At 41.7% G+C, this 14,916-nt stretch carries 12 protein-coding genes; 7 read left to right on the top strand and 5 right to left on the bottom strand.

Annotated elements, in window-relative coordinates; all coding sequences use genetic code 11:
• Positions 1-86 precede the first annotated feature (86 nt).
• The 4 genes from ilvN to ED557_03890 all read right to left on the bottom strand — a co-directional run bounded on the left by ilvN (position 87) and on the right by ED557_03890 (position 5,863).
• Positions 87-632: an acetolactate synthase small subunit gene (gene ilvN / locus ED557_03905; protein ID RNC85924.1), complete on the bottom strand. Its 546-nt coding sequence runs from the start codon at positions 630-632 to the stop codon at positions 87-89.
• A gap of 4 nt (positions 633-636) precedes the next feature.
• The gene (gene ilvB, locus ED557_03900) at positions 637-2,373 is read right to left on the bottom strand and encodes a biosynthetic-type acetolactate synthase large subunit (GenBank protein RNC85923.1); all 1,737 of its coding nucleotides are present in this window, start codon (positions 2,371-2,373) and stop codon (positions 637-639) included.
• A 24-nt stretch (positions 2,374-2,397) separates the two neighbouring features.
• Positions 2,398-4,077, bottom strand: a complete 1,680-nt coding sequence (gene ilvD, locus ED557_03895) for a dihydroxy-acid dehydratase (GenBank protein RNC85922.1) — start codon at positions 4,075-4,077, stop codon at positions 2,398-2,400.
• 238 nt (positions 4,078-4,315) lie between these two features.
• The gene (locus tag ED557_03890) at positions 4,316-5,863 is read right to left on the bottom strand and encodes a hypothetical protein (GenBank protein ID RNC85921.1); all 1,548 of its coding nucleotides are present in this window, start codon (positions 5,861-5,863) and stop codon (positions 4,316-4,318) included.
• A 207-nt stretch (positions 5,864-6,070) separates the two neighbouring features.
• Between ED557_03890 and ED557_03885 the strand changes: the two genes are divergently transcribed.
• The 6 genes from ED557_03885 (at position 6,071) to ED557_03860 (ending at position 11,942) form a co-directional block, all read left to right on the top strand.
• Complete coding sequence (locus ED557_03885; GenBank protein RNC85920.1) at positions 6,071-7,234, top strand: 2-isopropylmalate synthase; 1,164 nt, start codon at positions 6,071-6,073, stop codon at positions 7,232-7,234.
• An 8-nt stretch (positions 7,235-7,242) separates the two neighbouring features.
• The gene (gene leuC / locus ED557_03880; GenBank protein ID RNC85919.1) at positions 7,243-8,652 is read left to right on the top strand and encodes a 3-isopropylmalate dehydratase large subunit; all 1,410 of its coding nucleotides are present in this window, start codon (positions 7,243-7,245) and stop codon (positions 8,650-8,652) included.
• Complete coding sequence (gene leuD, locus ED557_03875) at positions 8,652-9,245, top strand: 3-isopropylmalate dehydratase small subunit (protein ID RNC85918.1); 594 nt, start codon at positions 8,652-8,654, stop codon at positions 9,243-9,245. The genes leuC and leuD overlap by 1 nt, the downstream gene beginning before the upstream one ends.
• 3 nt (positions 9,246-9,248) lie before the next feature.
• Complete coding sequence (leuB, locus tag ED557_03870; protein ID RNC85917.1) at positions 9,249-10,364, top strand: 3-isopropylmalate dehydrogenase; 1,116 nt, start codon at positions 9,249-9,251, stop codon at positions 10,362-10,364.
• A gap of 10 nt (positions 10,365-10,374) precedes the next feature.
• Positions 10,375-11,394 (top strand): hypothetical protein, encoded by a 1,020-nt coding sequence (locus tag ED557_03865; GenBank protein ID RNC85916.1) that lies wholly within the window; start codon positions 10,375-10,377, stop codon positions 11,392-11,394.
• Positions 11,395-11,480: 86 nt separating this feature from the next.
• Positions 11,481-11,942, top strand: coding sequence for a CBS domain-containing protein (locus ED557_03860; protein ID RNC85915.1), 462 nt, complete (start codon positions 11,481-11,483; stop codon positions 11,940-11,942).
• A 3-nt stretch (positions 11,943-11,945) separates the two neighbouring features.
• Here the strand turns inward: ED557_03860 and ED557_03855 are convergent, their stop codons facing one another.
• Positions 11,946-12,932 (bottom strand): hypothetical protein, encoded by a 987-nt coding sequence (locus ED557_03855; protein ID RNC86165.1) that lies wholly within the window; start codon positions 12,930-12,932, stop codon positions 11,946-11,948.
• A 65-nt stretch (positions 12,933-12,997) separates the two neighbouring features.
• Here ED557_03855 and ED557_03850 point away from each other — a divergent pair, with 65 nt between their 5' ends.
• Entirely contained in the window at positions 12,998-14,887 is a 1,890-nt protein-coding gene (locus ED557_03850; GenBank protein RNC85914.1) for a RecQ family ATP-dependent DNA helicase, read from the top strand.
• Positions 14,888-14,916: the final 29 nt, after the last annotated feature.

The following is a 14,916-nucleotide window of genomic DNA, read 5'->3' as shown; positions in this document are numbered from 1 at the left end:
GTTGTTCTGATCCAGAAGTATAAACAACGAGCGTCTCCTCCGACGGAGGGGATTGAGGGGTGGGTCTTTGCGAGCAAAAATCTTGGTTATCCATCAACTTCTTCCCCCAATAATTCTTTGACCTGTTTACCGAGGCCATATTCTTGCCGGGCTACAGCTATGCGGCCTGAACGTACAAATTCATTGATCCCATAGGGCTGTAAATCTTCAAATAAAGCAACGGTTTCCCTACGATAACCTGCTTTTTCGATCACCACGAAATCTTTTTCAATGGTCAGGAAACGTGCATTATGCTCTCTGACGATGAGTTCTACTTCCAGGCTGTTTGTTAAGGATTCAGTCGGAATTTTGTACAACGCTAGTTCCTGTTGAACCACTTCTTCGCGCTTATAATAGCCCGCTTTTAATACCTCAACCTGTTTTTCGATTTGTTTCACCACTTTCTGGATCACTTCTTCTGTTTCAGTTACTGCAATTGTGAAACGGTGTACGCCTTCCATCTCACTCTCAGAGGTAGTGAGACTTTCAATATTGATCTTCCGCTTGGTGAAAATAATCGTGAGCCGATGCAAAAGTCCGACATGATTTTCAGTATATGCCGTAATCGTAAATTCTTGTTCTAAAGGTACCATAGTATCACTCCAGTCTGATCTCTGCTACTCCCGATCCGCTGGGAACCATAGGGAATACATTATTTTCCTTTCCAACCATTACTTCCAGGAAGTAAGCGCCATCAAATTCAATGAATTCTTTTACTGCGGCTTCTAATTCTTCTCGTTTAGTAACCTTATTGGTAGGGATATAAAAGCCTTTCACCATCTGCTGGAAATCGGGGTTAATCATTTCTGTGGCAGAGTATCGCTTATCGAAAAAGAGCTGTTGCCACTGCCTTACCATTCCTAAAAACTCATTATTGAGTAATAATACTTTCACCTTAGCCTTGGTCTGATAGATGGTAGCCAATTCCTGAAGCGTCATTTGGAACCCACCATCGCCAACCACAGCAATTACTGTTCGGTCCGGCGCTCCAAGTGCAGCACCCAAACCAGCAGGCAGCCCGAAACCCATCGTTCCGAGTCCACCCGAGGTTATGTTGCTCTTCGATTGAGTGAATTTAGAATAACGGCAAGCCACCATTTGGTGCTGCCCCACGTCGGTAACCAGGATATGATCACCTCCGGTATTCTCATTAATTAATCGAATTACTTCCCCCATACTCAGTATATCGGAAGTAGGGTATAGCTCGTCTTGAATTACCTTTTCATGTTCTTGCTTATCGCAATCTCTGAATCGCTGCAACCACTCTTCATGGCTGTTCGGTTTTACTCGTTTGATAAGTTCTTGCAAGGATTCCTTGGCATCGCCAAGAACCGCGACATCTGTTTTCACATTCTTATCAATTTCAGCGGGGTCAATTTCCATGTGGATGACCTTTGCCTGTTTTGCATACTTGGAAAGGTTACCTGTTACCCGGTCGTCAAATCTCATGCCTATAGCTATGAGTATATCACATTCGTTAGTAAGCAGGTTTGGCCCATAATTACCATGCATGCCCAGCATTCCCACATTCAATGGATGATCTGTTTCAAGTGCAGAAAGCCCCATAATGGTCCATGCAGAGGGGATTCCCGTTTTCTCAATGAAAGCCTTGAATTCTTTTTCAGCATGTGCCAGTATTACTCCCTGGCCAAATAGTACGTAGGGGCGCTTTGCATTATTTATGAGTTCGGCGGCTTCCTCTACTTTTGCCAAATCAAGGGCGGGTTTTTCAACATAACTACGAATGGAAGTACATTTCTTGTACTCGAAATCAAACTCCTCAAACTGGGCGTCTTTGGTGATGTCTACTAACACAGGGCCTGGTCGTCCTGATCTTGCAAGGTAAAAAGCTTTGGCAAGTGCTTCGGGGATCTCCTCTGCGCGTGTAACCTGGTAATTCCATTTAGTTACTGGCATCGAAATCCCAATCACATCCGTTTCCTGGAAGGCATCACTACCTAATAAACCAGATGGCACTTGACCTGTTATACAAACAAGAGGAGTGGAGTCGATTTGTGCATCGGCTAATCCTGTAATTAGGTTCGTTGCTCCCGGACCAGAAGTTGCCAGGCAAACGCCCACTTTTCCTGAAGCTCGTGCATAGCCTTGTGCAGCATGACTTGCTCCCTGTTCATGACGAGCAAGAACATGATGGATTTGCTCACGGTAATCATAAAGAGAATCATATACCGGCATAATGGCTCCGCCAGGATATCCAAAGAGCATATCCACACCTTCTTCAAGTAGAATCCGGACCACGGCATCTGCGCCAGTAACTCGTTCAGTTGAGGTTGTTTGTGTCGTTGTTTGATTGAGTGTGTCTACCGTTCCCATAGTGAGTGAGTTGAGAATGACTGATTAGAACTCATCGGTCACGCAGCCTTCCGAGGCTGATGAAACCGTTTTCGCATATTTGTACAATTGTCCGCTTTGTTCTTTAAGCGGAGGTTCTTGCCAGGCTTCTCGCCTGATTTCCAATTCCTTTTCCGAAAGATCTACATGGATAGTATTTTGCTCGGCATCAATACTGATGAGGTCTCCATCCTGGATAAGTGCGATAGTTCCTCCTGATTGCGCCTCAGGAGTTACATGTCCAACCACGAATCCATGTGAGCCACCTGAAAATCTACCGTCAGTGATTAACGCCACATCTTTGCCTAGCCCAGCGCCCATGATAGCTGAAGTGGGTTTAAGCATCTCAGGCATTCCTGGTCCGCCTCTTGGTCCTACATATCGGATAACAATGACATCTCCTTTTTGAACTTTACCATCTTTAATGCCATCATTGGCTTCTTCTTCACTGTCGAAAACCCGAGCCGGGCCTGAGAAAGCCAATCCTTCTTTTCCGGTAATTTTTGCTACGGCTCCTTCTTCAGCAACATTTCCAAAGAGGATTTGAATGTGACCATTTGTCTTTATTGGAGTAGAAACCGGGAATACAACTTTTTGCTCGGAAGAGAGGGGACTGATATCCTCCAGGTTTTCTTCAATACTTTTCCCAGTTACAGTAAGGCAACTACCATCGATCATACCTTCATTCAGCATGAACTTCATTACTCCGGGAATTCCGCCCACATTATGGAGATCTTCCATTACATACTGCCCGCTGGGTTTTAAATCAGCTAGGAAAGGAGTGGAATCACTAATTTCCTGGAAATCAGCTAAAGTAAACTCCAGGTCAGCAGCTTTAGCAATGGCAATCATATGGAGCACGGCATTAGTTGAGCCTCCCAGGATTGTGATCAGTTTAAATGCATTTTGTAGAGAGGTTTTAGTAAGGATATCTCTCGGCTTGATATCTTTTTCAAGCAATGCATATAAATGCTCCCCAACGGCTTCACATTCCAGTACTTTATCGGCGCTGGTGGCAGGATTGGAAGCATTATATGGAAGACTCATTCCCATCGCTTCTATTGCTGAAGCCATAGTATTAGCCGTGTACATACCTCCACAAGCTCCCGGGCCGGGGCAGGAGTTCATTACGATATCTTTGAACTCCTTATCATCAATTGAACCCGATACTTTTTGTCCCCAGGCTTCAAAGGCTGAAACCACGTCTAACTTTTTCCCATTATGATGTCCCGGTGCAATAGTTCCTCCATAAATCAGAATAGCGGGACGATTGATCCGAAGCATTGCCATCAACGCTCCCGGCATATTCTTATCACATCCAACGATTGCAGCCATTCCATCATAGCTCATTCCTTTAACCATCGACTCCATAGAATCGGCGATTAAATCCCGGGAGGGAAGGGAGTAACGCATCCCCGGAGTTCCCATTGAAATACCATCACTTATACCAATGGTATTGAAGATGAGGCCAGTCATTGCATGGGCATTTACACCTCGTTTTATATGAACAGCAAGATCATTTAAGTGCATGTTACAAGGATTTCCCTCATATCCTGTACTTGCGATTCCAATCATAGGCTGTTGCAAATCTTCATCAGTAAGTCCCAGTGCATGGAGCATCGCCTGGGCGGCAGGCTGGGAGCCGTCTTGCGTAATGTGTTTGCTGTATTTGTTCAGTTCTGCCATTAATTCTTTATCAAAAAAAAAGCCTTCCGGTTGGGGAAGGCTTAGTTTAAAATCGTTGTCCTGTCAACATAGAGCTTTCCCTGGTCGGTATGATTTACCAATGACGCTAATAATGACCAAGGAAATGATTGTTGATAACATAATTAATCTGTTTGCTCGCAAAGAAAAAGCTTCTTGCCTCGAAATACAATCATCAGATGAAATAAATATTCAGAAAAATGGGATGGCCAAAGAAAATTTATCGTCCGTTTCTGGGAGTAAATTTCGCTCTAATGACTTCCTGGATAGGTTTTTGATCAATTTTGGATTCCAACCAGGATATGATGTCCAAGTATAAAAACGCCCGGCGCTGGTATGGCTTTTTCTGGATTTCAAGAAGGGTAGTACGAAGGTTTTCGAACTCTTTGGTTAAATCCTTCGGGTTGATAGAGGTAAGGTTCCGAAGGAACTTCAGGATTTCTTCTTGTACTGAATTAAGGTCGTTCATCTTGATGATGAAGCGATAAGTAGAGCGAACCTGGTATTCCAACAGCGTTTGGTTCCCAAGCTCAAAGTGAGCTATGAGATTCAGAATTCGAGCAAAGCAGTGGATATCCTCCCTCAGCCTTGGATCAGGGTAGTTAATGATTCGGTTTAGATAAGAAATAGCTTCCTGAATCTTACCAGCACCGAAATACATACTCGCGATTTTGTAATAGAACACAAGGATCCTGTGTGGATCGATTCGTGATTCGAATTTCTCAAGTTCCTTTTCAAGTTCAGGAATTAGATCAAGGCCTTCGGTAAAAGTACCCGCCATAAAATGCGCATTAATACGCGAGGTGTAATAGTACTGAAAGCCCAGGTTTTCAATGTTCTCCGTGATTCTGATTGGAGGGTTATCCAGGAAGTATTTTAGATGTTGTACTTCTTTCTCATGCTTGCTGTAATGTCCTAGAATGAACAAAGCTTCAAGGAGAACATGCATTCCTTTAAGGTACCATACAGACTCTAATTCAAGCATATCCGGATTATTGCGGAAATGCTCAACCCATTTTTGTGCATGGCGGTATTGCATCAAAAAGTCCTGAACAATTAGGCTATACCAAGCATGGGACACATTCAAATAATGTTGCTCAAAGAAACCGACGTTGCTTAAATCAATCTGAGAAAGAGCTTTTTCAAAGAATCGTTCTGTGATATCATAGTCCTGTTCACTTCGAACATGCCCTGCTTTGATATAAATACCATATAACCTGAGTGCGAGATTAGAAAGCTGATGATAGGTATCAACAGACTGAATGGATTTTTCTGTCTCCTCAATAAGTTGATCTGCCCGATTTCTCAGGCTGCGCGTGATGTACTGAGATTCAATTAGCTTTTCAAAGCCAAGTATCTCTGCAGTAAGGGTTATACGATGGTGTTCGTAAGAAAGCAGTTTAGCCTTTTCAAGGATTTTCAGGCTCTGCTTATACAAACCCTTGTCATACAAAATTCTTGCATAATCTATTTGCTCCCTAAGCTGAATATCTATGTTATGGCTTACATAATTCAGCCTGAGGCTGGTCATGATCTGCTTGTATAAATGAGCTTTCAGGTTAGAAAGCTGCACTTTTTTTAACCCGGAAATCTTCCTGAGGATCAGTTCTTCATCATATCCCTTCGCTTTATCAATAGCATCAAACAGCTGTATAAACTTGGCATCCTCGGAGCTATTTCTAAGTGCATAAATTTTAAACCCTCTTTTTTCTGCCTTAGTGAGGGATTTAATTAGCTGATATAGGTGATCGTTGGGCTGGTTGGCCATTGTAAAAAAAAGCGCTTATCGGAGTATGTAAGCTTTTTATAATTATACCTTTAACTAATTCCTAAGTGGAGCTGTAGTTTTTTGGATGTTGTAATATAGATGTATTTCGGTTTCGTAAGTAGAAGGTAGCCAATTACTTTCGAACACCAATTACGGATTCTGACCAAATCTGTAAATGACGTTGATAAGTTAGAAATCAATAGCACAATGCCAAACGACCGAATTCAGATTTTTGATACCACGCTAAGGGACGGCGAGCAGGTCCCTGGCTGCCAGTTAAATACCGATGAGAAAATTGAAGTAGCAAGAGCACTGGAAAGCCTCGGGGTAGATGTGATGGAAGTAGGTTTCCCAATCTCAAGCCCTGGCGATTTCCATTCTGTTCAAAAGATTGCTGCAATAATTAAAGAATCAACGGTATGTGCACTATCCCGAGCGGTAGAAAAGGATATTGAAGTAGCAGCAGAAGCAATCAAAGATGCTGCCAAGCCTAGAATTCATACTGGAATCGGAACTTCAGATAGTCATGTATTTGACAAGCTGAGAACCACTCGCGAGAATGTAATTGAACGCGGAGTTGCTGCAGTCAGGTATGCAAAGCGCTTTGTGGAAGACGTTGAGTTTTATGCTGAGGATGCGGGACGAACTGACAACGAGTTTCTAGCAAAAGTAATCGAAGAAGTGGTTGCTGCGGGTGCTACCGTAGTAAATATTCCGGATACTACCGGCTATTGCCTACCCTGGCAATATGGAGCCAAGATCAAGTACCTCAAAGAGAATGTGAAGGGAATTGATAACGTCACTATTTCTACCCATTGTCATAATGATTTAGGATTGGCGACAGCAAACTCAATCGCTGGAGTAGCAAATGGTGCTGGGCAAATCGAATGTACTATAAATGGTATCGGAGAGCGTGCTGGTAATGCTTCGCTGGAAGAAGTAGTGATGATTATGCGTCAACACAAAGATCTAAATTATGATACAGGCATTAATGCACGGTGTCTCAAATCAATTAGTGAATTGGTATCTACAAAAATGAGGATGCCTGTTCAGCCAAACAAAGCCATTGTAGGAGCTAATGCGTTCGCTCATTCTTCCGGTATTCATCAAGATGGAGTAATAAAAAGCCGGGAAACCTATGAAATCATAGATCCGCTGGAAGTAGGAGTGGACGAATCCTCAATTGTGCTTACTGCCCGTAGTGGAAGGGCAGCATTGAATTTCAGAGCCAAAAAATTAGGCTTTGATGTTACAAGGGAAGAGATGGAAGGATATTATCAAGAGTTTTTACTTGTAGCAGATGAGAAAAAAGTAGTGCAGGATCACGATTTAATCGTACTTTTTTCCAGAACAGCTTCTAAAACAGCCTAGCCAAAAATATGGGAAAAACATTATTCGAGAAAGTCTGGGATCGTCATGTGGCGGATAAGGTCCAAGGTGGACTGGAAATTCTTTATATAGATCGCCATTTCATTCATGAAGTAACCAGCCCTCAAGCATTCGATGGAATTCGGAATAGGGGTATTGGTCTATTCAGGAAGGATCGTATTGTAGCCACTGCCGATCATAACGTGCCTACAAAAGACCAGCATCTTCCAATCAAAGATGTGCTATCCAAATTTCAGGTCGATACACTTACCAAAAATTGCGAAGAATTTGGAATCGAACTATACGGTTTGGGTCATAAATATCAAGGTATTGTTCATGTAATCGGGCCTGAACTTGGAATCACCAAACCGGGAATGACCATTGTTTGTGGGGATAGTCATACTTCTACTCATGGAGCCTTTGGAACCATTGCCTTTGGTATTGGGACTTCCCAGGTGGAGCAGGTAATGGCAACTCAGTGTTTATTACTTCAACGCCCCAAAACCATGCGGATCAATATTGAAGGAGAGCTTGAAGAAGGAGTGTATTCCAAAGATATCGTACTCTATATTATTTCAAAGCTAGGTACAGCTGGTGGGACCGGCTATTTTGTGGAATATGCAGGTTCAGCTATCCGATCTCTTTCGATGGAAGCCCGGATGACCATATGTAATATGAGTATTGAAATGGGAGCAAGAGGCGGTATGATCGCTCCCGATGAAACCACTTTCGAATATATCAAAGGCAGAAAATATGCCCCTGAAGGTGAACAATTTGATGAAGCGGTGAGTTTTTGGAGCAGCCTGTATTCAGACGAAGATGCCGAATTTGATGCAGAATTCACTTTTAACGCTGAAGACATTCAGCCTATGATTACCTATGGGACCAATCCTGGAATGGGTATTGGTGTCACGGAGTATATCCCAACACTGGATGAAGTTAAAAATCCGGATGCATTGCTTAAGTCGCTAACGTATATGGGACTTGAACCTGGAGAACGGCTTCTTGACAAGAAAATAAATCATGTATTTATTGGGAGCTGTACCAATAGTCGAATTGAAGATCTCAGGATTGTAGCTGGCTATGTGAAAGGAAAGAAGAAGGCTCCGCATGTACAGGCCATGATTGTACCTGGATCAAAACAGGTTGAGGTCCAGGCTCGGGATGAGGGTATCCATGAAATACTTGCGGAAGCTGGCTTTGAACTACGAGAACCAGGATGTTCCGCATGTTTGGGGATGAATGAGGATAAAATCCCTAAAGGCGAATACTGTGTTTCCACTTCAAACAGGAATTTTGAAGGTCGACAAGGACCTGGTGCCAGAACGATGTTGGTGAGCCCACTCACTGCAGCAGTTATTGCAGTAGAAGGTAAAATTGTAGATGCCCGAGAATATATTGGAGAAGGAGTGTTGAGTTAATGGAAAAATTTACCACGTTGAAAACCCCGGTTATTCCACTCCCCGTTCAGGACATTGATACCGATCAGATCATCCCGGCGCGTTTTCTCAAGGCCACTTCCCGGGAGGGATTTGGAGATAACCTTTTTAGGGATTGGCGTTTTGATGAGGAGGGTTCTCCCAAACCTGATTTTGTGCTTAACGACAATACCTATTCAGGTTCAGTGCTAATTGCAGGCGAAAATTTCGGATGTGGTTCCAGCCGTGAACATGCTGCCTGGGCTCTGGTCGATTATGGTTTCAAAGCAGTAGTTTCGAGCTATTTTGCAGATATATTTAAAGGCAATGCCTTAAATAATGGATTGCTTCCAGTACAGGTTAGCCCGGAGTTTTTAGCACAACTGCTTAGTATGGTCACTGAAGATCCTTCTGTTGAGATCACGATCGATTTGGAAGCACAGCAAATTTCGGTAGAAGAAAAGGGACTCTCTGAGTATTTTGAAATCCATCCTTACAAAAAGATGTGCTTACTCAATGGATATGATGACATCGATTTCCTGATAAGCAAAAAAGAAAAAATAGAAGCGTTCGAGAAAACACACGTGGAGTTCTAGAAGATGGAAAAACGTATTGCAGTATTAGCTGGAGATGGTATTGGTCCTGAAGTAGTAAAACAGGCCATTAAGGTTCTAAATGCCATTTCTCATAGATATAAGCATGTTTTTGTTTATGATTTCGCTCTTGTGGGTGCGGCAGCAATTGACGAAACCGGAAGCCCTCTTCCTGATGAAACCATAGAGGCCTGCCAGTTAGCAGATGCGATTCTTTTTGGAGCTATTGGCGACCCTAAATACGATGATAATCCCAAAGCGAAAGTGAGACCGGAGCAAGGCTTACTTCAGCTTCGAAAAACCCTTGGGTTATATGCGAATATCCGACCGGTTCAATTGTTTGAGTCATTAATTGAACGATCCCCTTTAAAAGAAGACCGAATTACCGGAACTGATTTAGTAGTATACCGCGAATTGACCGGTGGCATTTACTTTGGAGAAAAGGGAAGAGCAAAGGACGGAAAATCGGCTTATGATCACTGCAGCTATACGACCGAAGAAATTTCACGGATAGCAAAAATGGCTTTTGAGGCAGCAGGTCGAAGACGAAAAAAGCTTACCCTGGTTGACAAGGCAAATGTGCTGGAAACTTCACGCTTATGGAGAGAAACGGTACAAAAGCTATCGGAACACTACCCAGAAATCGAAGTGGAATACTTATTTGTAGATAATGCTGCCATGCAGGTTATTCAGCGCCCCAACCAGTTTGATGTGATTTTGACCGAAAATATGTTCGGAGATATCATATCAGACGAAACAAGCGTAATTACTGGATCTATTGGCTTATTGCCTTCCGCCTCGGTTGGTCGTGATACATCTCTTTACGAGCCCATTCACGGGAGCTATCCTCAGGCTGCCGGGAAAGACATCGCCAATCCTGTAGCAACCATCTTATCAGCAGCCATGATGCTGGAAAGTTTTGAGATGTTTGAAGAAGCTAAGCGTGTGAGAACTACCGTTAGTAAGGTCATTGAGAAAGGATTGGTCACTCCTGATTTAAATCCCGAGGATTTTATTTCCTGTTCTAAAGTTGGAGATATAATCGCTCTTCTTATAGAATCTGATGTAGAAGAAGAAGCGGATTTCGATAATGTATTTGAAGGTAGTTTGCCGTTGATTTAAATTAAGCCTTATGGGCTCTTGTTATCATGTTGTTATTCAGCTTAAGGACAAAAAACACCTTCTTCTATTTAGTGACCTATCAGTACAAGAATTAAAAGAGAAATTCCTTAAGACTTACAAAAAGAAAAAGCCCTTCTTTAAGAATGGACTTAAAATTGAATATTCCGAAATAAAAAAAACTAAGATCAGAAGAACTGAATTCCCTCTAAAAGAGGAACTCAAAACATTCAGAGAAGAAGAGAGAAAAAGAATCGACGAATTTAATAGAGATCCTAGTTTTACTCTTATAAGCCTAGGCAGGGGGCGGGAAGAAGTGGATATTAGATATCGGGGTATAGATGTTACAAACAAGTACATAAATAGTAGCCTGAATGAAGAGTCATTCAACTTAAAATGGATCAACAATCCATGGATAGTAACAATAGTTGGAGGGCTAATTCTATTTATACTTACTATTAGTATTTCAAATTTATTCCGAGATAATGTGATTAGCGAGACACCCTCTTCTACTGAAAAAGGAACAGACACAACTTTGGTACCTCAAAAAAAAATAAATGAGCCGATTAGTAAAGAAGTAATACTTAGTATTAGAGTTGAATCATTCGACTTCATTAGAATAGCTGAAGGCGATAATTTTTTACCTGCCGAGTATTTCTGGGAATTGTTTCTTTATAAAAGAGATGTCAATGAAAAGATATTAATTGGAAGAGTAGCAGGTAATAAAATTTCAAATAATAATAAGGACTTAAAAATTATTCATGCTCCTGGACTTTATCCTATTGGGAAATCTAATTCATTTTCAGTTAGCGCTGATTCTGCTTATTTCCTTATTTTTTTAGCTGAAGAAGTAGATCAATTTGAATTAGAAGATTCAAGACCTACTGAGGTTAATGATAGATATGAGTGCACTGATAGTGGTGATTTTAATATCAAGGAGCTTAAAAAAATATCTAATGGTAAACTAGTCATTAGGTGCTCTTATAGTAGAGCAGATGATTTGTTTATAAATATTACTTATTCAATAAATTAGATTTTAGGATTTCAATTCGTAGGTTAATTTGCCTTTAATCTGAATCTTTATTGTATTAACAGGTACCTATTAAACAAGGAGGTACCATGGTAATCAGTTATAAGGCAGCACAAAAACAACCGGAAAAAGTTGTTCCTCAAGCATTACAAGCCCAGGATTTCATGACCAGGAAATTAATCACCTTCAATCCTGATCAGCCATTACATGAAGTCATTCAAATTCTTATAAACAAAAAAATATCCGGCGGACCAGTAATTGATAAGCATGGAAAATTAGTAGGTGTAATTTCAGAAGGTGACTGTTTAAAGGAAGTAGTCCGAGGTAAATACAATAACAGTCCTCAGATGATGGGAGTAGTTAAAGACTATATGACAGAAGAACCCATCACTATAAATCCAACCATGAATATTTTCGAAGTAGCTAAGTTATTTCTCAAGCTGAGGCTTCGTCGTTTTCCCGTTCTGGACAATGAGAAACTGGTAGGTCAAATTAGTCAGCGAGACGTTATGGCGGCTATCGAAGAACTAAAGAATGAGACCTGGTACTAGCACTTAGTGCAACCCCATGAAGTACTCAAATCCATCAATGATGTCTAAATAAACTCCATCAAAGCCTGAATCAAGAATCTTCTGCAGGTAGGAGCTTTCGGTACCATAAATGACTTTTTTCCACTCCTTATTCCAATATTCTACCTTATAATTTTCAGGCCAGTTTGGATTTTCTTCGACAATCCATTCAGGATTTCCTGGAGTCCAGGTTTCGTCCCAGTAGTATCGATAGGTTTCAGCTTCACCAATGCTCATATAGCTGATTACTAACCGGCTTCCACCATTCGCTTTAGTTTTGAGCTGGTCGATGTCAGTTTTTGTAAGTAATGTCCCCAAATAAAAGGCGTCTATAATTACCGCATCATAATTGGTACCACTTATGTCAGCAATAAACTCTTCTTTGGAAGAATAGGCTCCTGGATTTATCAGGTATAAAAAATTCTTTGCATCAGATAATTTTTTAACAGAGGTAGAATTTTCGTTGGAGATATTCTCGGGATAGAGTGGAATATTATCCAGGGCTCTACGATCTGCTGCAAAAGAGACATATCCTTTCTGTAGGTTCCGGATGAAAGAGCTATCCATTTTAGAAGGGGTAAAAGTATAATCGGTCGTTAGTACAGTCTTCCCAAACTGCTTTCCGATATCCAGGTAAAATTCCAGGTAGTCGATCATCTCTTTCGAAGTATTGAGATCATCTCCCTTATTTCCATAATACAGGCTTTCCTGTCCAAGACCATCAATAGAATTTAGGTAGGAAGTATCCGGGTTTCCATTCCATAAGCCATTATCCGAAACGAGTCGGTGACCATTCTGGGGAATAACGATAAAGTCGGGATTCTGCTCTCTGGCATAAGTCGAAATTTCCTGGACAAAGGTTCTCATTTCTTTTTGATAATCGATCTCCGACTCGTTGGAAGTCTGTTCCGTCGTGCAAGCCTGTATGAACAGTAGATACAGGATGAGTAGATTTGTCGACAAATGAAACATGAGTTTATTTTTGGGCAGCATTTCTTATTTCCTACCTTAAACGCGAACTAAGGTAAAGAAAAAAGTTGACCGATTTTTTCATCAAGGCAAAGGAAAATTTAACCCGGTATTGGGCATATGATGCGTTTCGTGAGGGGCAGGAAGAAGCTATTCAATCGGTACTGAAAGGCACAGATACGCTGGTTCTGTTTCCAACGGGGGGAGGTAAATCATTATGCTACCAGGTTCCTGCTACTGTTCTGGAGGGTCTTACTCTTGTAGTGTCACCATTAGTGGCTTTAATGGAAGATCAGGTTACACAATTAAGTGAGAGAGGCATTTCATCTACCTATATAAATAGTACACTTACAAGCTATGAAGTAGAACAGCGATTGGTTAACGCCAGGAATGGGATGTACAAACTTCTATATTGTGCCCCCGAACGATTGGGAAGTCCGTTGTTTCAGGCAGAATTGGAGCGGCTTTCTATTCAACTTGTTGCTATTGATGAAGCGCACTGTATTTCAGAATGGGGCCATGATTTTCGTCCTCCATATCGCAAGATTCGGGAAAACCTGGCCAGTATAGCAGAGCATACCCGATGGCTGGCTCTTACAGCTACAGCAACGCCCGAAGTAAGAGAGGATATTATTTCTGTATTGGGGTTTAATGAGCCGTCTATTATCTCAAAAGGGTTTGAGCGCCCAAACCTGAAGTGGTGGGTAACCAAAACTCCTCAAAAAAGAGACAGGATTACTGAAGCCGTACAAAAAGCTTCGGCAAAAGGGGATGGATTAATGTACGCAGGTACTCGAAAGAATTGCGAAGACTGGGCGCTTAGATTCACAAAAATGGAAATTAACTCTGAGGCGTACCACGCAGGGTTAACTGCTGAGTTAAGAAAAGAGATACAACATCGTTGGATTAGTGGAGACACCCCGCTGGTTACTGCTACTAATGCATTCGGAATGGGGATAGATAAACCCGATTGCCGGTTTGTGATTCATGAAGAGATGCCAGGTTCGATTGAAGCATATTATCAGGAAGCTGGCAGAGCAGGAAGAGATGGAGAAGAAAGCTTCCCGATTCTGTTCTTTCGTGAGTCTGATTACCAGAAAGCGATTAAGCGGATCGAACAGAGCTATCCTACTTATGATCAAATGCAGAAGGTATACGTCGCTTTGGGTGATAGCCTGAATCTGGCCCTGGGATCGGAAGTTGACGAAATGGTAGCTTTTGAAATGGAAAAACTAAGCGTACGATCCTCTTTGGCTATTCCAATTTGCAGAGCGGCTATTCGTATGATGGAACAATTTGGCGTAGTTGCGGTCAAGCGAGGAATTCCTCCTAAGGCTAGCGTACAGTTTAGCCTAAGTCCTGACATGATGATAAAGTTCAAAGAACGCTGTCAAAATCCGGAAAAGGCTGAGTTCGTTGATAAACTGGAAAGAATGTTTGGCCACTTTGCTCATGCACATATGGTAGAACTGGATCTGGAATTCGTGCTTGAAAAACTCGGGGTTACAAGAAATGCGCTTATAAAAGCATTAAATGTATTGATGATGAACGATCATGTATTAATGTTCGCTCTATTCCCCGAAAGAGATATGATCAGGTTACTGGAAGCGCGGTCAAAAGAGATCCCTGTTACCAGAGAAATGGCAGAATCATACCGGGCTAATTTGCTGAAAAAATTGGAGAGGATGCATGGCTATATACTAACTCAGGGATGCCGGGAAGTGTACCTGCGTACTTATTTCGGAGAGCTGAATGCTAAACCCTGTGGCCATTGTGATAATTGTTTAAAGAAAAAAGAAGAGCATATTCAGCTTGATAGAGATGAGTTGAGGCAACTTATGGATCTAATAAATGATCAAGGCCTGGATATAGATAAAATTGTCAATCGGTTAGAGTGGGCTGAAGACAAAGTGAAAACGGGAGTAGATTATCTGGTTAAAGAAGGGCTGATCAATTAACAATGATTCAATTAACAATTAAGAATTAG

It is taken from the genome of Balneola sp., from assembly GCA_003712055.1.
In the GTDB taxonomy this organism is placed as follows: domain Bacteria; phylum Bacteroidota; class Rhodothermia; order Balneolales; family Balneolaceae; genus RHLJ01.
Note: the sequence above shows the minus strand (reverse complement) of the source record. Positions and strands in the feature narration are given on the sequence as shown.